Raw genomic sequence first — 19,304 nt, 5'->3', positions numbered from 1 at the left:
TCCCGTCCCACCGGTCACCCACACCACCAGCCGCCGCGGCAGCAGCGGGGCGAACGACAAGGAGGCGGCGTGAGCAGCGACGCAGCCACCGCGACCAGCACCACCCTCACGTCACCGCAGCCCGAGGGCGCCGGTCCCGGCCCGGACCTCGAGCCGCCCGCGCACGGCCTGGGCGCCTCCCTCCCGCCGACGGACGCGCGCGCCAAGGCGGAAGGCACGTTCCCCTACGCGGCCGACCTCTGGGCCGAAGGGCTGCTGTGGGCAGCGGTGCTCCGCTCCCCGCACGCGCACGCCCGCATCCTGTCGGTCGACCCGTCGGCCGCCGCCGCGATGCCCGGCGTCCGGGCGGTCGTCACCCACCAAGACATCCCCGGCGACACCATGTACGGCAGGAGCGTGGTCGACCGGCCCGTCTTCGCGTCCGACATCGTGCGCCACCACGGCGAGGCCATCGCCGCCGTCGCCGCCGACCACCCCGACACCGCCCGGCTGGCCGCCGCGGCGATCGCGGTGGAGTACGAGGTGCTCGAACCGGTCACCGACCCGGAGAAGGCCTTCGCCGCGGAACCCCTGCACCCCGACGGCAACCTCGTCCGCCACATCCCCCTGCGCTACGGCGACCCGGACGCCGTGGGCGAGGTCATCGTCGAGGGCCTGTACCGCATCGGCCGCCAGGACCCCGCCCCGATCGGTGCCGAGGCCGGGCTCGCCGTGCCCCGCCCCGACGGAGGCGTCGAGCTGTACACCGCCTCCACCGACCCGCACACCGACCGCGACCTCGCCGCCGCCTGCTTCGGCCTGGACGCCGACCGGGTCAAGGTCGTCGTGACCGGCGTCCCCGGCGCCACCGGCGACCGCGAGGACCCCGGCTTCCAGATCCCCCTCGGCCTGCTCGCCCTGCGCACCGGCTGCCCGGTCAAACTGGCCGCCACGCGCGAGGAGTCCTTCCTCGGCCACGCGCACCGCCACCCGACGCTGCTGCGCTACCGCCACCACGCGGACGCCGAGGGCAGGCTGGTCAAGGTCGAGGCCCAGATCCTCCTCGACGCGGGCGCCTACGCCGACTCCTCGTCCGAATCCCTCGCCGCCGCCGTGGCCTTCGCCTGCGGGCCCTACGTGGTCCCGCACGCCTTCATCGAGGGCTGGGCGGTCCGCACGAACAACCCGCCCTCCGGCCATGTGCGCGGAGAGGGCGCGATGCAGGTCTGCGCGGCCTACGAGGGCCAGATGGACAAACTGGCGGCGAAGATCGGCGTCGACCCCGCCGAACTCCGCCTCCGCAACGCCCTGTCCACCGGTGACATCCTCCCCACCAGCCAGACGGTGACGTGCCCGGCCCCGGTGGCCGAGCTCCTGCAGGCGGTCCGTGACTGCCCGCTCCCCGCGCTCCCGAAGGACGCCCCGGAGGACGACTGGCTGCTGCCGGGCGGCCCCGAGGGCGCCGGCGAACCGGGGGCGGTACGCCGGGGTGTCGGGTACGCGCTGGGCATGGTCCACATGCTCGGCGCCGAGGGCACGGACGAGGTCTCCACGGCCACCGTGCGGGTCCACGACGGTGTCGCCACGGTCATCTGCGCGGCCGTCGAGACCGGCCAGGGCTTCACGACGCTCGCCCGCCAGATCGTCCAGGAGACCCTGGGCGTCGAAGAGGTCCACGTGGCCGCCGTGGACACCGACCAGCCCCCCGCGGGCCCGGCGACGCACGGGCGCCACACCTGGGTGTCGGGCGGCGCGGTCGAACGCGCCGCCAAGATGGTCCGTACCCAGTTGCTGCAGCCCCTGGCCCACAAGTTCGGCATGTCCACGGAACTCCTCCAGATCGCCGACGGCAAGATCACGTCGTACGACGGGGTGCTGTCCACGACGGTCATGGAGGCCATGGACGGCAAGGAGCTCTGGGCCACCGCCCAGTGCCGCCCCCACCCGACCGAACCCCTGGACGAGTCCGGGCAGGGCGACGCCTTCGTGGGCCTGGCCTTCTGCGCGGTCCGCGCGGTGGTCGACGTGGACGTCGAGCTCGGCTCGGTCCGGGTGGTCGAGATGGCGGTCGCCCAGGACGTCGGCCGTGTCCTGAACCCGTCCCAACTGGCGACCCGCATCGAGGCGGGCGTCACCCAGGGGATCGGAGCGGCCCTCACGGAGAACCTCCGCACCGCCCGCGGCCTGATCCGCCACCCCGACCTCACGGGGTACGCGCTTCCGACGTCCCTGGACGCCCCGGACATCCGCATCGTCAAACTGGTCGAGGAGCGCGACGTGGTGGCCCCCTTCGGCGCGAAGGCGGCCTCGGCCGTGCCGGTGGTGACCTCCCCCGCGGCGGTGGCCGCAGCGGTCCGCGCCGCCACGGGCCGCCCGGTCAACCGCCTGCCGATCCGCCCGCAGGCAGCGGTGGCAACGCCCAGGCCCTGACGGTGATTCACGTTGCACGTGCAACCCGGGGATGCGGTGTGTCACGGGTGCTGACTACAGTGATCCCGAATGTTGTAGCCAGCCGGATACGGGGAGGGTGCTGTGCTGCCGAGTGACGGGGCCGGAGCAGGGTTGGCGGGGCTGGCGGCTCTGCCGTTCATGTCTCCTGTGGCCGGGGCGGTCGCGGCCATGGAACTGGCCACGGAGCTGACGTCGTTCACGAAGTTCCGCGACCATGTCGACGAGATACTGCGCGACCTCAAGAAGTCGCCGGCCGACGCCAAGAAGTTGGGCGAAGTCTCCATCGAGAAAACCCAGTTCGGGGATCCTTCGTGGGCCGAGGCATCGGGGTTGTTCACTTCGTACCAGAAGGTCGTCACGGAGCTGGAAACCCTCTCGAAGCTGCTGTCGGAGTCCATCGAGGGCATGAGTATCGCGGTGCTGGCGGCACACAAGGGTTACGAGAATCTCGACGACGACATCCGTGACCGCATGCTGGCGATCAAGCGGGACGCGGAGAAGCACTACCCCGGGGAGTACAACCCGGTTCCCGGTGAGGGACAGCAGGGCGGTGGGCAGGCGGCGGCGACTCCCAAGCCCTCACCGACCGAGCAGACCGGTGGTTCGTGGGAGTGAGTACGACATGGCGTGCGCCGGCGTAGACGGGGGAGCGGAATGACGACATCTTTCGAGGAAATGTCGCACGAGCAGATGATCGCTTGGCTGGACCAGGCGAACAGCGCGGCCGTGCAGTCTGTGGCCGACCGTCTGGCGAGCGCGGCGACGGCGATCAACAAGGTCGCCGAGGAGCTCAAGGTCCGTCCGCAGGTCGTGGCTTGGAAGGGCCAGGGCGCGGAGTCGTTCCGCACGTGGGCCGCCGACCTGGCCAATGCGACGCTGCGGCTCGGTGACTACAGCAAGGGGGCGTCCACGCAGCTGGGTCACGCGGCCGACGCGATCGCCCTTGCCAAGGCGGCGGCACCCCGCCCCAAGGCGGGGGCGCAGAGCAATCTCGATGCCGCACTGGCTGCACCGAACGACCCGGACTCGTCGGCGCTGGTCAAGAAGCTGACCGGCGAAATGGAGACGGAGAGAATTGCTGCGGCGAAGGAGCTGAAGAAGCTTTCCGAGGCCTACAGTCACAGCGCCGACGGCATCGGTGGCCTCAAGAAGCCGACGTTCCCGCCGCCGCCGCAGGTGATTGCGCCGGAGGACACGGGTGGACGAGTGAGTGGTGATTACATCGCTGGCGGGGAAACGGCAGGGCGATCCGCCGGCACCCAGCCTGGAGGTGTCGGGGCGTCCGATGGCGGTCGTCAATCCGTAAGTGCCCCGTCTGCTTCCTCGTCCTCCCACGCGGCGGTGACGGCGCCGGTCGGTTCCACGGTGCATCCTCCGGTGAGCAGTGCGGTGCTGCCCCCGGTGGCGACCGAGATCGACAGTGTCGCGACCCTGCCGACGGCCCCACCGGACACTGCGGTGGGCCCGTCGGCTCCCGCCGCCTCGAACAAACCGGATGGACTTCTCACCACTCCTGCTGTTTCTCCGCCCAACGTCCGCAGCGGGCTGACGGTGCCGCCTGCGACTACGGGTGGCAAGGCGACCGCCACTACTCGTCCGCCATTGGCGTCGGGGCCCGGGAACTCCGGGGTCAACCCTGTCGGGCGACCGAGCAGAGACGGTGGGATCGTCGGTGGTAGGCCTGCCGCACAGATGACTGGGCGCCCTGCGGGAGGGCTTCCGCGCGGCACTGTGATCGGTGGCGAAGCTGCTCATGCCGGTCGTGCGCCGATGGGCCACGGCGCGGGTGTCGGTGGAGCCGGTGGTGGAAGCCAGAGCGGTATCGTTGGCGGTCGCCGCTTGGCAGGCGAGCCCGGTGGTGTCGTGGCTGGCCGCCCCCAACAGCCGGGACGCGCCGCGGCCGCCTCTCGTCCGTTCACGCCTGGGGGCACCGGTCTGGTGCGAGGCGCGGCGGCAGGCGGCGAGGGCCGTGCGGCCGGGCAAGCAGGACGTGGAGCGCTCGCTCCTCAGCGATCTCGTGATCCACGTCGGGATGAGGGCGAGCGCCCGGATTACCTTGTCGAGGACGAGGAGACGTGGCAACAGGGCGGCCGACGCGTTGTCCCGCCAGTCATCGACTGAGCGGTAGGAAGTCAGACAAGGGGTATCGGATGCGCGCCAACAGTGCCACGGTCATGTGTCGTGGAACCCTCGCCTCGGCCGCGGCGGCACTGCTCCTGCTGAGCGCCAGCCCCGTGTATGCGGATTCTGCCCGCTCGCAGCAGTGGCATCTCGACGCGATGCAAGCCGAGCAGATGTGGAAAAGCAGCACGGGCAAGAACGTCATCGTCGCCGTCATCGATTCGGGTGTGGACCCGTCCGTTCCCAGTCTTTCGGGACGGGTCCTCAAGGGGAAGGACCTGGCGGCCGACTCGCCTGGGGACGAGACCACGGATTATGACAACCATGGGACCGGTATGGCGGCTCTCATCGCGGGGGGCGCCGCTGCGGGTGGTGATGGTGCTGCCTCTGGCCTGGCCCCGGGTGCCAAAATCCTCCCCATTCGCGTGAGGGATGACACCGGCAAGGTGAACGGCGCCACCGGTGGAGAAAACTTCAACGACGACGTCTCGGCGGCAATCCGCTACGCAGCAACAAAGCGCGCCAAGGTCATCAATATCTCCATGGGTAACCAAACAGGTTCTCAGCGTCTCGCCGACGCAGTGCAGTACGCACTCGACGAAGGTGCTCTTGTCTTCGCGTCCACCGGAAACACGGCAGATGAAGGCAACGTACTGGAATACCCGGCAGGGACTCCCGGTGTTGTCGGTGTCGGGGCGGTCGGCAAAGATCTACAAAGAGCGAAAATCTCCCAGTACGGGAAACAGGTCGACCTTGCCGGCCCTGGCGTAGACATGGTGTACGCCTGCAGCGGTGGAACCCAGCTGTGCAAGGGCACCGGAACCAGCGCAGCCACCGCGATCGTCTCGGCGTCCGCCGCCCTGCTCTGGTCCCAGCACCCCGACTGGACCAACAACCAGGTCCTGCGCGTACTGCTCAACACCGCGAGTGGCCCGGTCAGCGGTGACGAGCGCACCGACTACATCGGCTACGGAGTCGTTCGTCCGAGCGTCGCCCTGAAAACACCGGGAGACCCCGGCCCCGCCGACGAGTACCCGCTTCCCGACCTCGCCGCGGCAGCGTCCCCGTCTCCCGCCGCGGAGCCGTCGGAGGCCGGGGCCGGTTCCGAGGCAGGTGGCAAGCCGGATGCCGCTGTCGCCGCCCCGGCGGCTGGCGGGAGCGGCAACAACACGTTGTGGATCGGCGTGGGCGTCGGAGCGGCGGTTCTCGTCGGTGGAGCCGCGGCCCTCATGGCCGTACGGTCCCGGCGCCGCAAGGCGGCCGCCTCGGCCGCCCCGCCGTACGCGCCGCAGCAGCCCCCGGCGTCGTACCCGTACCAGCAGTCTCAGCCGCAGGCTCCCTACCCGCCCCACGCTCCGTCGCAGGGGGCCCAGCATCCCCACTCGCCGTATCCGGGCCCTCCGAGCCAGGGCGATGGGTCTGCCGGATGAGGTGCGCCCCGTAGCCGTGGCGACCGCTTCGCGTCACCGGCTGCGGCGGTGTGCGTTTCGGCTTCCCCGGCGTGGACCCTTCGCGACGGCCGGTTCAGCTGTCGCCGCCGCTTCGAATGCCGCCGCCGGACCCGGTGTGCGGCCGTCGACCTGCTCCACGAGGGTGCCGTCGTCGTCATGAGGTTCGAGGCCGAAACGTGGGGTGAGCCGGGCCAGCAGCGCGCCCAGTTCCCCTAGCCGCTGCGGGTCGATGACCCCGTTCAGGAGCACGCCCTCATCGGTGGGGTCGATCTCGAGCCGGCACCGACCGGTCTCCAGTTCGTGGCCCTCCCGCGAGGAGGGCCTGGAGCTCCAGCCGGCCGCGACGAAGTGCGCGAGGACCAGGGACACATTGCTTCGTCCGTGGAGGATGCCGCACACATTGTTTCCGATATCCAGCCATGCCGGGGCAAGTTGCTCGCCTCCCTCGGATATGGCCATGTCCAATTGAAGCAGGCTCCGATCGGCACATCTCCTGGGCAGGCAACGAAACCCCGGAACCTCGACTCGTCACATCGCCTGCAATGCCTGCAATGTCTGCGCCGCCGCAGCGCTGTGATGGGTCCCGCCGCCGGTTCCGCGACTCGGAACGACGAAAGACCCTGCAACGATTATCCGTCTTCATCCGAATGGCGCGGTACGTGCGCCCATCCCGGCGCCCCGCAGCCGAAACCGAACGGTTAGCGTGGGCGTCAGCGATAACGAGGCCGACGGCAACCGGGAACGAGTGCGGGGGAATACGTGACGTTCGACGCAGAATGGGCGGCTCTTCGGGCGGAATCGACCCAGCGGGTCGACATGCGGCTCAACGGCCTCCCGACGGAGGGCGGCGGCAGCGGCAGCGGTCCGGCGGATGCCGATCTGGCCGTCAACCAGGACCACCTGGGTGCCATCGGGCATGACGCGTACACCCTGCACACCCGGCTCGCCAAGGACGGGGACCATGCCCGGGCCGCCACGTTCGACGCGGCGAACGCGCTGACGAGCGCCAACTTCACCAGTGGGTCAGCGTTGCTCAAGGTGCACGATCGCTGGCAGACGCATATGAAGACGCTGCTCGACGCCTGCGCGCAGATCTCGAACCACCTTGACTACACGAAGTCCGCCCACACGAAGGACGACGTGCAGATCGGCGGCGATCTCATCTCCGTCTCCAAGCTGAGCGAGTACCTGAAGTAGCCCACGGGGGAGCGTAGGAACATGGAGTACGCGGACATAATCGACGCGCCGACGACGAAGCTGAAGGCCGCGGCCGACGACTGGGCACACATGGTCACGCAGCTGGACAAGCTGGCCGGCGAAGCCAACGACGGCATGAAGACCAAGGCGGACAAGGCCGAATGGGAAGGCGCCAACGCGGGCGTCACCAAGGGGTTCATCGGCAAGACGGCCCAGGAGTTCAAGGACGCCGCCGCCGAGGCCAAGGGCGTCAAGCAGATTCTCGAAGAGGCCCACACGGCCATCAAGAAGGCCAAGGACGACCTGATCGACATCCGGGACCACGAGGGTCCGGCGGCCGGTATCCATGTGGACGCCAAGGGCAAGGTCACCGCGCGGCACCCGGTGGAGGACATCCCGCCCGCTCTGCGCCACCACGACCCCGACTACCCGGAACTGGTGCGCCAGCAGAAGGAGAACATCGCGGCGTGGCAGAAGAAGATCGACAGCATCGTCGAGACCTGCGGCGACACGGACGTGTCCTTCAAGAACTCCCTCGAGGCCAACGTCACCGAGGGCAAGGACTTCAGCGCGCCGAAGTACACGAAGATGGACCAGGAGGAGGCCGCCCGGGCCGCCGACCTGGCCGCCAAGGGCCGCGACATCACGCACACCGAACTGCAGCAGCTCAACGAGCTCCTGAAGGACAACAACAAGTCGGTGGAGTTCTCGAAGAACTTCTACGAGAAGCTCGGCCCGGAGAAGTCCCTCGCCTTCTTCGGTCAGCTCTCCACGGACACCTACGAGTACGGCAAGGTCGACAAGGAACGCCTCAAGGACGTCCAGGCGCTCCAGGAGAACCTGGGCCTCAACCTGGCCACGGCCTCCCACGACAAGGCGTTCACCGCCGAGTGGGGGCCGGAGCTGCGCAAGCTCGGTACAGAGCGCATCCCGCTGGCCAAGTACGACGCCGGCGGACCGTTCGGCTACCAGTTGCTCGGCGGGATCATGCGGTACGGGAACTACGACGCCAAGTTCCTGAACCCCATAGCCGAGCACGTGGCGCAGTTGCACCAGAAGGACCCGTACATGTTCGCCGAGAACAAGGTGGTGAACAGCCCCTTCAAGAACCCGTTCAACCCCTCGGGCGTCAACGGGGCCGGCTACGAACCGACCACGGCCATGCTGGAGGCGCTCGGCAACAGCCCGGACGCGGCGAAGCACTTCTTCCACGACCCGCCGACCGCGTACAACGAGGACGGCACGGTCGACGAGGGAGCCACCGCGGATCTCGGGAAGGCGGACGGCGAGCCGATCGACAACTACCTCGACTTCTTCGGCAACGAGAAGTGGGAGTCGTTCGGGGACGTCAACTCGCTCGACCAGAAGGAGCTGGAGGCTTCGCTCGGCCACATGCCGGACGCTCTGGGGCACGCGCTGGAAGCGGCGACGCTCGGTTACCCGGCCGGCCACCCGGACGCGGGCGTGGTCCGGGACGGTGACAACGCCGAGATCATGCGTGACGTCATGGAGAAGTACTCGGACGCCAAGTTGCTCAAGCATCAGGCTTCCCTGTCCGACAGCCTGGGGGCGATGGGCGCCGGGTATATCGATGACATCAACTGGGCGATGGACAAGAACAAGGAGGGCAGCATTTTCGCGCCCGGTGGGAACGGAGAAGGGCACCTCGACTTCTCAGACACTGCCGAGCGGAACGGCCGCGACGTGACCCGACAGTTCCTCAGCGCCTTGGGGCACCATCCGGACGCCTACGCATCCGTGAGTGCTGCCGAGCAGGTGTACACCAGCAGTGCGCTTGAGGCACAAGTGGACAAGGACGGTGACATCGACGCGGGCGGCGTCCGACGCGCGGTGAAAATAGGTGCCGAGGTACAGGGGATGCTGGACCAGTCACGGGCGGAGCAGATCGAGGCAACGAACCTCAAGACCCATGAAGACTACGAAAAGGCAGCGGAGACACGTGCAGGTTGGGTCGAGTTCGGCAGTACTGCCGCGCTCGGTGCCGGAGTCGCGACGGCTGCGTTCTTCCTTCCCGCCGCGCCGGTGATCGGCGCCGGTGCACTCCTGGTACCCATCTTCACCGATACGGCGACCGGAGCCGCCGAGCAGTTCATCGGTGATGTCGTCGGGGGAATGGGGGACAAGGCGATCGACGAGAACAAGGAGAAACTGGAGGACCTCACGGCCGACGAGAAGAAGATCGTCTACACAGCCGGCGAGGCCTATACGGAGAGCCCGGTCGACGACTTCCTTGCACGGCACAAGGGAGAGGTCGAGGCGTTGGACGCCAGGACCGAGGGTTCATTGGCCGAGGACATGGATGACTCCAGGCTCATCGGCTACGGCGACGGGAATCTCCGTGCGCGGGTCCAAGGCGTCGGACCGGAGGCCTGATGTGCACCGCGGCGTGTGTCCGGAGACCGGTGACGGCCCGACGACTGCGAACCGGCGGTTGGAGTGCCGAAAGCGAGACGATCGAGAGGGGTGTGCGCTGGTGCGACGCTTTCTGATGGCTGCTGCGATGGTCCTGGCCCTGGGCGCAGGGAGTGCTGCCTGTGCCTCCGACGAGAAGGAGCCGAAGACGTTCGTCGGGGCCGACGAGGTGTGCGGTGGCGTGTTCGCCGGCTCGCTGGCGGACATGGTCGAGAAGGTCACGGGCGACAAGCTCTTCTTCCGCCAGAGCCCGGAGGGCATGAAGAGGGTGGTCGCGGCTCTCAAGGAGGGGTACGCGTCCGGTCGTACGTGGGCCGGTGGGGACACCCTTTGCGAGCTGAATCCGAAGGGCGCGGAGCAGACGGACCACGGAGGCGTGAAGTACTCCATGTACGCCCCGCAGGACGTGGAGGACGAAGGGCTGCCGGCCGGCGACGAGTTGTACACGATGGGTGTGCAGTCGTCCGTCGGGCGAGGCGGCGCGTCACTGTACTTCGAGTGCGTCAGCCCCCAACTGGAAGGGTCGGACGAAACCCCGCTGCGCATTCACGGCGGCTTCGGGCGCGGGAAGAGCGACGCGCCCGACACGCGTGAGTACCGCAACATGAACATGCGGATTCTGCACGCCGTGTCGCTCGAGCTGGTGAAGGAACTCGACTGCGAGAACAACGGCGGTCTGCCGAAGAGCCCCGTACTCACGCCGAAGTAGCGTCCGGGGCGGACGGCACCGGCCGCCCGGGACCATGAGGGTGGGCGTTTGCTTTCGGGTTCTCCCGCCGGAGGCCGTGACCGGATTCGTGCCGGTGCAACTCGCGTCGCAGTCGAGCCCCTGAACGACTCGGGCACACGGTCCACGCCGCGTGCGCAGTGGGCCGGCAAGCCTACGACCGAAAGGGACGGCTGACCGGAGACCGCCGCCGCGACCAAGGAAGGGTCATGTGAAAGCGCTTCGCAGTTTCAAGGGAGTGACCACCGCCGCGTTGATGGTCATCTGTGTGTTTCTCTCCGGGTGTTCAGGAGGAGATGACCGCGCGGAGTCACCGGAACTGAAGCGCTGTAAGTCATTGCTCGGCGCCGGGAACGTGGAGGCGGCCGTCGGGACGACGGGCGCAGGCGACGTCCAGGTGAGCGGGACGCCTCAGGCGGATGTGCTGGCGAATCGGCTCGTGCAGGAGGCCGAGAAGTGGAAGCCTTCGGATCTGCAGCACGACAGCCACACCGGTTGCCGGATGGACGCGTTCGAGGGAGACAGGGCCACGAGGACCGTGGATGTCTCCGTCAAGTGGTCGGTGCTCTCGCTCGGGATGATGGAAGATCCCAAGAACCGGCTGACCTGGCACCGGGTGAACAAAGCCGTGTACGTGGCACCGGAACCAGGGCCCGGCCGCACGCAGTTGCTTGCGGTATGCGCGGTACCCGGAGCGCCGGCGTCGCAGTCGTCGGATCCGCCCCTCCGGTTCGAGGTGGCGGGTGTGACCCTCGGAGCGGAACTGCGGTGGCAGTTGCTGAGAACGTTCGCTCGGTCGGTGACGGAGGAGATGGGATGCGCGACGCCTCCCGAGATCCCCTCCGCGCTGCCGACGGCCGCCTGACGCGGAACGGCGCACGATCCGACGGCGCCTCTGAGCCCGCCCGGGGCCAGCGCCTGAGGGTCTGCTTGAGGTGGAAGCGCACCACGAGCAAGGATCATGGGGACCAACAATGGAACGACCGGGAAACCGACTGACTCCGTGGGCGTTCGACGACGACACCCTTCGCTGAGCTGACGGGGCGCGGTGGGTACTGGCGGCTCTGCCTGGTGGGCCGTGCGGCATCAGGTGACGAACTGAGTGGGGTGGCGGTACGGGTGCGACGCTTCCTGGCGTACGGCAACGGCCGCCCCCCGCACTGTGGGGGCGGCCGTTGCCGTCGGGCCTCGCGCTGAGGCGGTCTCCCGGGAGCGCCGGGTACCGCCGGAGGCCGTGACCGGATTCGAACCGGTGTAACTCGAGTTGCAGTCGAGCCCCTGAACCACTCGGGCACACGGCCAGGTGTCTTGCTCCCTGTGCCACCGACCGTACGGGCACGGCGCCGCGCCGTTCAAGGGCGGCGGCAGCCCCGCAACGCGACTGCCATGCGGCGTTCACAGTGGGGCCCGGTGGACCTACGACCGACGGCCGACCCGCGCTCCGCCCACCGACAGGGTCCATCCGGTGTTTCGGCCCTTACCCTGGGGTTCATGAGTGTCCTGGAACCACGTGACGCCGAGGTCACGGCCCCCCGCGAAGACATAGCCGCGCACGTACCCGCGGACGTACCCGCGGAGGGTGTGCTGGGGCGCACCTACCGGGCGCTCAGCATCGGCATCGTCTCTGTCGTCCTGCTCATCGCCTTCGAGGCGACCGCCGTGGGCACGGCGATGCCGGTGGCGGCCCGGGAGCTGCACGGGATCCCGCTCTACGCGTTCGCCTTCTCCGCGTACTTCACCACCAGCCTCTTCGCCATGGTGCTCTCCGGGCAGTGGGCCGACCGGCGCGGGCCCCTCGCCCCGCTCGCCACCGGTATCGGGGCCTTCGGGGCAGGGCTGTTGCTCTCCGGGACCGCGGCCGGCATGTGGACGTTCATCCTGGGCCGGGCCGTGCAGGGCGTCGGCGGTGGGCTCGTGATCGTGGCCCTGTACGTCGTCATCGGGCGGGCCTACCCGGAGCGGATCCGGCCGGGCATCATGGCCGGCTTCTCGGCTGCCTGGATCGTCCCGTCCGTCGTCGGCCCGCTGGCCTCGGGGACCGTGACCGAGCACCTCGGGTGGCGCTGGGTCTTCGTCGGCATCCCGGTCCTGATCCTCCTGCCCCTGGGGCTCGCGCTTCCCGCGATCCGGCGGATGGCGGGAGGCGCCGCGGACGCGGAGGCCGCCGCGGAGCCCTTCGACCGGCGCCGCATCCGGCTCGCGCTCGGGATCTCGGCGGGCGCCGGGCTGCTCCAGTACGCGGGGCAGGAGCTCCGGTGGGTCTCGCTGGTCCCGGCCGTGGCGGGTGCCGCGCTGCTCGTCCCCGCCGTGCGGGGACTGCTGCCCCGGGGGACGGTGCGGGCCGAGCGGGGGCTGCCCGCCGTGATCCTGCTGCGGGGGATCTCGGCCGGCTCGTTCATCGTCGCGGAGTCCTTCGTCCCCCTGATGCTCGTGACCCAGCGCGGCCTGTCCCCGACGATGGCCGGTCTCTCCCTGGCCGCCGGCGGTCTGACCTGGGCGCTCGGTTCGTACGTCCTGGCCCGGCCCCGGCTGGAGCCTCACCGCGGGGCGCTCATGGTGGTGGGCATGGTGCTCGTGACCCTGGCGATCGTCGCGGCGCCGAGTGTGCTGATCGAGGCCGTACCGGTGTGGACCCTGGCCGTGGTCTGGGGTGTCGGGTGCTTCGGCATGGGCATGGTGATCGCGTCGACGAGCGTGCTGCTCCTGAAGCTGTCGGCCCCGCAGGAGGCGGGGGCCAACTCGGCCGCCCTCCAGATCTCGGACGGTCTGTCCAACGCGCTGCTGCTCGCCGTGGGTGGCGCCGCCTTCGCCGCGCTCGGCGGCGGCTCGGTGGGTGCGGCCGCGCACGGGGCCGTCGGCAGCGGTACCGCCACGGCGCACCCCGGGGCGTTCGCGGTGGTGTTCCTGCCGATGGCGGCGGTGGCACTCGTGGGGGTGTGGGTCGCTACGCGGGTGCGGACGGACCCCTAGCACCGGCGTGCGGACACACAGCACCGGCCTGAGCCGTCGGGACGCCCCGTCCGGACGTGTGGCGGGGAGCGGCGGCGCCCATGCGTCCCGCACCGTGCCCTGTGAAGCCCGTCTCAGCGCGACGGAGCCACGGCTGGTCCGTACGGGGTTCGGCGCCGCCCGCCGGTAGGGTGGCCCGGTTGTCGTATCGCGTACGGGCTGTTTCTGGCCCGTGCGGGACACCGCCCCACGTACCCGAGTGCCCTGAACCGGAGACCGTGACTACTACCGCCTCCCACCACCTCTCACCCGCCTTTCCCGGCCGCGCCCCCTGGGGGACGGCCGGGAAGCTGCGCGCCTGGCAGCAGGGTGCCATGGAGAAGTACATCCAGGAGCAACCGCGCGACTTCCTCGCGGTCGCGACGCCCGGCGCCGGGAAGACCACCTTCGCGCTGACCCTCGCCTCATGGCTGCTGCACCACCACGTGGTGCAGCAGATCACCGTCGTGGCGCCCACCGAGCACCTCAAGAAGCAGTGGGCGGAAGCCGCGGCCCGCATAGGCATCAAGCTGGACCCGGACTACAGTGCCGGGCCCGTGAGCAAGGAGTACCACGGGGTCGCGATCACCTACGCGGGTGTGGGCGTGCGCCCGATGCTGCACCGCAACCGGTGCGAGCAGCGCAAGACGCTCGTGATCCTCGACGAGATCCACCACGCCGGTGACTCGAAGTCCTGGGGGGAGGCGTGCCAGGAGGCGTTCGACCCGGCGACCCGCCGGCTCGCCCTCACCGGCACGCCGTTCCGGTCGGACACCAACCCGATCCCCTTCGTGGCGTACGAGGAGGGCAACGACGGCATCCGGCGGTCCTCGGCCGACTACACGTACGGTTACGGCAGTGCCCTCGCCGACGGGGTCGTCCGCCCCGTGATCTTCCTCAGCTACAGCGGCAACATGCGCTGGCGCACCAAGGCGGGGGACGAGATCGCCGCGCGGCTCGGGGAGCCGATGACCAAGGACGCCATCGGGCAGGCCTGGCGCACCGCGCTCTCGCCGACCGGTGACTGGATCCCCAACGTGCTGGCCGCCGCGGACAAGCGGCTGACCGAGGTCCGCAAGGGCATCCCGGACGCGGGCGGGCTGGTCATCGCGACGGACCAGGAGTCGGCCCGCGCGTACGCCAAGATCCTCAAGTCGGTCACCGGCGAGAAGCCGACCGTGGTCCTCTCCGACGAGAAGGCCGCGTCCCGGAACATCGACAGGTTCAGCGAGGACGGCTCGCGCTGGATGGTCGCGGTCAGGATGGTGTCCGAGGGCGTCGACGTGCCGCGCCTCGCGGTCGGCGTGTACGCCACCACCATCTCGACGCCGCTCTTCTTCGCGCAGGCGGTGGGCCGGTTCGTGCGGTCGCGGAGACGTGGTGAGACCGCCTCGGTCTTCCTGCCGACCATCCCGATGCTGCTGGACTTCGCGAACGAGATGGAGGTCGAGCGCGACCACGTGCTCGACAAGCCGAAGAAGGGCAGCGACGAGGAGAACCCGTTCGCCGAGGAGGACCAGCTCCTCGCGGACGCGGAGAAGCTCGAGGACGAGGAGACCGAGGAGCAGCTGCCCTTCGAGGCGCTGGAGTCCGACGCGGTCTTCGACCGGGTGCTGTACGACGGCGCCGAGTTCGGCATGCAGGCTCACCCGGGGAGCGAGGAGGAGCAGGACTACCTCGGGATCCCGGGCCTGCTGGAGCCCGACCAGGTCCAGCTGCTGCTCCAGAAGCGGCAGACCCGGCAGATCGCGCACAGCCGCCAGAAGCCCGCCTCGGAGGCGGACCTGCTGGAGAAGCCGGCCGAGGGCAGGCCCGTGGTCACGCACAAGCAGCTGCTGGGGCTGCGCAAGCAGCTCAACACGATGGTGTCGGCGTACACGCACCAGAGCGGCAAGCCGCACGGCGTGATCCACACGGAGCTGCGGCGGGTGTGCGGCGGGCCGCCGAGCGCGGAGGCGACGGCGGGCCAGATCCAGGACCGGATCAAGAAGGTGCAGGAGTGGGCCACGCGCATGCGGTGAACCGCCACCGGTGAGCGGGGCGACGGGCCCGGTACGGCGCGACGCGCCTCGTACCGGGCCCGTCCCGTCCCGGTGCCGATCCCGATGCCGCGGGGGCGTGCGGGCGGCGCCCGAGACGGGCGTGCGGGCGGCGCTACGGGGGCGTAGGGACGCTCGGAGGGGTGTACGGCGGCCGTACGGCCAGTAGTTTCTGCAACAATTATTTACACCTGGTTAACAATGGTTCACGTGTCGTGCACGGAGTGTCGCGGTGACGTCCTCCGACATGAACGCGCGTAGATGTTCGCGTTCCGGACGCTTTCGCGCTGACCGGCGGTTATGCCGGAGCGTTCTCCGGGCAGACCGGATTCTGGACGAGGTCTTCCGCTGAGCGGACCCGCTCGCTAATGTCCCCGAAACGTGAACGCCTCGTGGCAGTGTGGCCGCGGAGCGCAGCCGGTGCCATGGCCAGTCGGCGGCCTCTCGGTGCGTCGCCGACGGGTGTGGTGTCGGCACTCCGAAGAGAGAACCGCCCCGCTCACCAACGAGGGAGAGGGCGTCGTGACCGCGGAGACTTCTCAGACGCTCGACCGGGGACTGCGTGTCCTCAAACTGCTCGCCGATACCGATCACGGCCTGACCGTCACCGAGTTGTCGAACAAACTCGGCGTCAACCGCACCGTGGTCTACCGGCTGCTCGCCACCCTGGAACAGCACGCGCTCGTCCGGCGGGACCTCGGTGGCCGGGCCAGGGTCGGTCTGGGCGTGCTGCGCCTCGGCCGCCAGGTGCACCCCCTCGTCCGGGAGGCGGCCCTGCCCGCGCTGCGTTCGCTGGCCGAGGATATAGGGGCCACCGCCCACCTCACGCTCGTCGACGGAGCCGACGCGCTCGCGGTCGCCGTCGTCGAGCCCACCTGGACCGACTACCACGTGGCCTACCGGGCCGGGTTCCGTCACGCGCTGGACAGGGGGGCCGCCGGCCGGGCCATCCTCACCGCCCGGCAGAAGACGGTCACCGACCACCCGGGGTACACCCTCACCCACGGCGAGCTCGAAGCCGGGGCCTGCGGGGCGGCGGCCCCGCTCGTCGGGGTGTCGGGGGTGGAGGGCAGCGTGGGTGTGGTGATGCTCGCGGACGCCGTACCGGAGCGGGTCGGCCCCCGGGTCCTGGACGCGGCCCGCGAAGTCGCCGACGCCCTGCGCTGACCCCGCCGCGGCTCGCGCCCGCCCCGCTCCCGCCTTACCGCCTGCCTTCCGCCTTCCCGCCCGGCTCCCGGGCGGCGGGCGGGAGCCCGGGCGGCGGCGGATAGATTGGGCGGGTGGTCACTCGTCTCTCGCGCCCCCGCGCCCTCGCCCTCTGCGCGCTGCCCGTCCTCGCCCTGTTCGGCACGGCCGCCTTCGCGCCGCTGCCCTTCACGCTGGCGCAGCCCGGCACGACCGCGAACGTCCTGGGAGAGGACAAGGGCAGGCCGGTCATCACCATCGAAGGGACGCCGACCCGCACCACGGACGGCGAACTGCTGATGACCACGATCGTCGCGACGGGTCCGAACGCCGACGTCGGGATCACGGACGTCGTGGACAGCTGGTTCAGGACGGACCGGGCGGTCATGCCCCGCGACTCCGTCTACCCGACCGGCGGCTCCGAGAAGCAGATCGAGGAGCACAACCTCCAGGACATGCGGGAGTCGCAGGACGTCGCCGTCGACGCGGCCCTGCGCTACCTCGGCAAGGCCCCCGGTTCGGTGGACGTCGCACTGCATCTCGCCGATGTCGGCGGCCCCAGCGCCGGCCTGTTCTTCTCGCTGGGCATCATCGACAAGCTGGCCGGTGACGGTTCCGGCGGCGACCTGACGGGTGGCCGCACGGTCGCCGGCACGGGGACGATCGAGGCGGACGGCACGGTCGGTGCCGTCGGCGGGGTCTCGCTGAAGACGCAGGCGGCCCGGCGCGACGGTGCGAGCGTCTTCCTGGTGCCCGAGGCCGAGTGCAAGGAGGCCCGGGCGGAGAAGCCGGACGGCCTGCGGCTCATCCCCGTCACGACGCTGAAGGGCGCCGTGTCCTCGCTCCGGGCTCTGGAGCAGGGCAAGAAGGTGCCGGGCTGCTGAGCGGCCCGTGCGCCGGCGGATCGCCGCGGTACCGCCCACGGGCACGCCGGCCCACGGCCCGCGGCGGGCTCAGCCGGCGTCCTGCGCCGCCTGTTCCACGAGCGGGATGACGCGCAGCGGCACGGGGTTCTCCATCACGATCGCCGTGGAGGCCCGCATGATGCCGTCGAAGCCGACTACCCGGTCGATCACCCGCTGCAGGTCGGCGTTGGAGCGTGCCACCAGTCGGCAGAGCATGTCACCGTGCCCGGTCGTGGTGTGCAGTTCCAGCACCTCCGGGACCCCCCGCAGGTGGGCCCGCACGTCCGCCCCCTGACCCTGCTTGATCTCGAGGGTCGCGAACGCGGTGACGGGATACCCGAGTGCCGCGGGGTCGACGTCCGGGCCGAAGCCGCGGATGACGCCGTTCGACTGAAGGCGGTCCAGCCGGGCCTGTACGGTCCCGCGCGCCACACCGAGCCGTCGCGAGGCCTCCAGTACGCCGATACGGGGCTCACGGGCCAGCAGCACGATGAGCCGGCCGTCCAGATGATCGATCGCCATGGCACGTCTCCCGGTGGTCATCCTGTACAGATAGCCCGCCTATCATGACCATCCACTGCGCAGGCTGCCCACCGATCGCGCGAACTGTTGCGCACCTTGCGAAGCGACGGGAACCTTCCGGTATGACTGAGACCCTGCACACCACGCCCGGCACCGCACGGCAGGCCGACCCCTTCCCGGTCAAGGGAATGGACGCGGTCGTCTTCGCCGTGGGCAACGCCAAGCAGGCGGCGCACTACTACTCGACCGCCTTCGGCATGAAGCTCGTCGCCTACTCCGGACCGGAGAACGGCAGTCGGGAGACCGCGAGTTACGTCCTGACGAACGGTTCGGCCCGCTTCGTCCTGACCTCCGTCGTCAAGGCGTCCACCGAGTGGGGCACCTTCCTGGCCGACCACGTGAGCGCCCACGGTGACGGCGTGGTCGACCTCGCGATCGAGGTCCCGGACGCCCGCGCCGCCTACGCGTACGCGGTCGAGCACGGTGCGCAGGGCATCACCGAGCCGTACGAGGTCAAGGACGAGAACGGCACCGTCGTCCTGGCGGCCATCGCGACGTACGGGAGGACCCGGCACACCCTGGTCGAGCGCGGCGGGTACGACGGCCCCTACCTGCCGGGCTACCAGGCCGCCGAGCCGATCGTCGAACCGGCCGCCAAGCGCACCTTCCAGGCCATCGACCACTGCGTCGGCAACGTGGAACTCGGCCGGATGAACGAGTGGGTGACCTTCTACAACAAGGTCATGGGCTTCACCAACATGAAGGAGTTCGTGGGCGACGACATCGCCACCGAGTACTCCGCCCTCATGTCGAAGGTCGTCGCCGACGGCACGCTGAAGGTGAAGTTCCCGATCAACGAGCCGGCGATCGCGAAGAAGAAGTCGCAGATCGACGAGTACCTGGAGTTCTACGGCGGCGCCGGAGTCCAGCACATCGCGCTCGCCACCAACGACATCGTCGCGTCCGTGAAGGCGATGCGGGCGGCCGGCGTGCAGTTCCTCGACACGCCGGACTCCTACTACGACACGCTCGGCGAGTGGGCGGGCGAGACGCGGGTGCCCGTGGAGACGCTGCGTGAGCTGAAGATCCTCGTCGACCGCGACGAGGACGGCTACCTGCTGCAGATCTTCACCAAGCCGGTCCAGGACCGGCCGACGGTCTTCTTCGAGATGATCGAGCGGCACGGGTCGATGGGCTTCGGCAAGGGCAACTTCAAGGCCCTGTTCGAGGCGATCGAGCGCGAGCAGGAGAAGCGCGGCAACCTGTAACCGGCGCGAACCCCACACGGAAGCGGGCCCTCCGCGAG

The 19,304-nt window shown here is 69.8% G+C and carries 15 protein-coding genes and 2 tRNA genes; 13 read left to right on the top strand and 4 right to left on the bottom strand.

Annotation, left to right across the window (positions count from 1 at the left end; all coding sequences use genetic code 11):
• Positions 1-69: 69 nt before the first annotated feature.
• The 4 genes from ABZ371_RS08550 to mycP all read left to right on the top strand — a co-directional run bounded on the left by ABZ371_RS08550 (position 70) and on the right by mycP (position 5,981).
• Complete coding sequence (locus ABZ371_RS08550; protein ID WP_358675384.1) at positions 70-2,409, top strand: xanthine dehydrogenase family protein molybdopterin-binding subunit; 2,340 nt, start codon at positions 70-72, stop codon at positions 2,407-2,409.
• A gap of 159 nt (positions 2,410-2,568) precedes the next feature.
• Positions 2,569-3,045: a hypothetical protein gene (locus ABZ371_RS08545; RefSeq protein ID WP_358675381.1), complete on the top strand. Its 477-nt coding sequence runs from the start codon at positions 2,569-2,571 to the stop codon at positions 3,043-3,045.
• A 39-nt stretch (positions 3,046-3,084) separates the two neighbouring features.
• Complete coding sequence (locus ABZ371_RS08540) at positions 3,085-4,551, top strand: hypothetical protein (RefSeq protein ID WP_358675378.1); 1,467 nt, start codon at positions 3,085-3,087, stop codon at positions 4,549-4,551.
• Positions 4,552-4,580: 29 nt separating this feature from the next.
• Positions 4,581-5,981, top strand: coding sequence for a type VII secretion-associated serine protease mycosin (gene mycP, locus ABZ371_RS08535; protein ID WP_358675376.1), 1,401 nt, complete (start codon positions 4,581-4,583; stop codon positions 5,979-5,981).
• A 33-nt stretch (positions 5,982-6,014) separates the two neighbouring features.
• On the opposite strand, the gene ABZ371_RS08530 is transcribed toward mycP, so the two are convergent.
• Positions 6,015-6,371, bottom strand: a complete 357-nt coding sequence (locus ABZ371_RS08530) for a hypothetical protein (RefSeq protein WP_358675373.1) — start codon at positions 6,369-6,371, stop codon at positions 6,015-6,017.
• Positions 6,372-6,761: 390 nt separating this feature from the next.
• On the opposite strand from ABZ371_RS08530, the gene ABZ371_RS08525 reads away from it, so the two are divergent.
• The 3 genes from ABZ371_RS08525 to ABZ371_RS08515 all read left to right on the top strand — a co-directional run bounded on the left by ABZ371_RS08525 (position 6,762) and on the right by ABZ371_RS08515 (position 10,341).
• Entirely contained in the window at positions 6,762-7,199 is a 438-nt protein-coding gene (locus ABZ371_RS08525; protein ID WP_358675370.1) for a hypothetical protein, read from the top strand.
• Positions 7,200-7,220: 21 nt separating this feature from the next.
• A complete protein-coding gene (locus ABZ371_RS08520; RefSeq protein ID WP_358675367.1) occupies positions 7,221-9,593 on the top strand; it encodes a hypothetical protein in 2,373 nt (790 codons plus the stop codon).
• Positions 9,594-9,708: 115 nt separating this feature from the next.
• Positions 9,709-10,341, top strand: a complete 633-nt coding sequence (locus ABZ371_RS08515; RefSeq protein WP_358675364.1) for a hypothetical protein — start codon at positions 9,709-9,711, stop codon at positions 10,339-10,341.
• A gap of 71 nt (positions 10,342-10,412) precedes the next feature.
• Here ABZ371_RS08515 and ABZ371_RS08510 read toward each other — a convergent pair.
• Positions 10,413-10,484, bottom strand: a tRNA-Arg gene (locus ABZ371_RS08510).
• An 86-nt stretch (positions 10,485-10,570) separates the two neighbouring features.
• On the opposite strand from ABZ371_RS08510, the gene ABZ371_RS08505 reads away from it, so the two are divergent.
• On the top strand, positions 10,571-11,224 hold the full coding sequence (locus tag ABZ371_RS08505; protein WP_358675361.1) for a hypothetical protein: 654 nt from the start codon (positions 10,571-10,573) through the stop codon (positions 11,222-11,224).
• A gap of 364 nt (positions 11,225-11,588) precedes the next feature.
• On the opposite strand, the gene ABZ371_RS08500 is transcribed toward ABZ371_RS08505, so the two are convergent.
• Positions 11,589-11,660 (bottom strand) — tRNA-Cys (locus ABZ371_RS08500).
• Positions 11,661-11,850: 190 nt separating this feature from the next.
• Here ABZ371_RS08500 and ABZ371_RS08495 point away from each other — a divergent pair.
• The 4 genes from ABZ371_RS08495 to ABZ371_RS08480 all read left to right on the top strand — a co-directional run bounded on the left by ABZ371_RS08495 (position 11,851) and on the right by ABZ371_RS08480 (position 17,455).
• On the top strand, positions 11,851-13,329 hold the full coding sequence (locus ABZ371_RS08495) for an MFS transporter (RefSeq protein WP_358675358.1): 1,479 nt from the start codon (positions 11,851-11,853) through the stop codon (positions 13,327-13,329).
• Positions 13,330-13,586: 257 nt separating this feature from the next.
• Positions 13,587-15,368, top strand: coding sequence for a DEAD/DEAH box helicase (locus tag ABZ371_RS08490; protein ID WP_358675355.1), 1,782 nt, complete (start codon positions 13,587-13,589; stop codon positions 15,366-15,368).
• 540 nt (positions 15,369-15,908) lie between these two features.
• Positions 15,909-16,553 (top strand): helix-turn-helix domain-containing protein, encoded by a 645-nt coding sequence (locus ABZ371_RS08485; protein WP_358675352.1) that lies wholly within the window; start codon positions 15,909-15,911, stop codon positions 16,551-16,553.
• Positions 16,554-16,666: 113 nt separating this feature from the next.
• A complete protein-coding gene (locus ABZ371_RS08480) occupies positions 16,667-17,455 on the top strand; it encodes a S16 family serine protease (RefSeq protein ID WP_358675349.1) in 789 nt (262 codons plus the stop codon).
• A 69-nt stretch (positions 17,456-17,524) separates the two neighbouring features.
• Here ABZ371_RS08480 and ABZ371_RS08475 read toward each other — a convergent pair whose 3' ends face one another.
• A complete protein-coding gene (locus ABZ371_RS08475; RefSeq protein WP_358675346.1) occupies positions 17,525-17,998 on the bottom strand; it encodes an Lrp/AsnC family transcriptional regulator in 474 nt (157 codons plus the stop codon).
• A gap of 122 nt (positions 17,999-18,120) precedes the next feature.
• Between ABZ371_RS08475 and hppD the strand changes: the two genes are divergently transcribed.
• Complete coding sequence (gene hppD / locus ABZ371_RS08470) at positions 18,121-19,266, top strand: 4-hydroxyphenylpyruvate dioxygenase (RefSeq protein WP_358675343.1); 1,146 nt, start codon at positions 18,121-18,123, stop codon at positions 19,264-19,266.
• The last annotated feature ends 38 nt before the right edge of the window (positions 19,267-19,304 follow it).

Source organism: Streptomyces sp. NPDC005899, assembly GCF_040629645.1.
GTDB lineage: Bacteria > Actinomycetota > Actinomycetes > Streptomycetales > Streptomycetaceae > Streptomyces.
The sequence above is the reverse complement of the archived record's forward strand: the minus strand, read 5'-3'. Positions and strand labels throughout refer to the sequence as shown.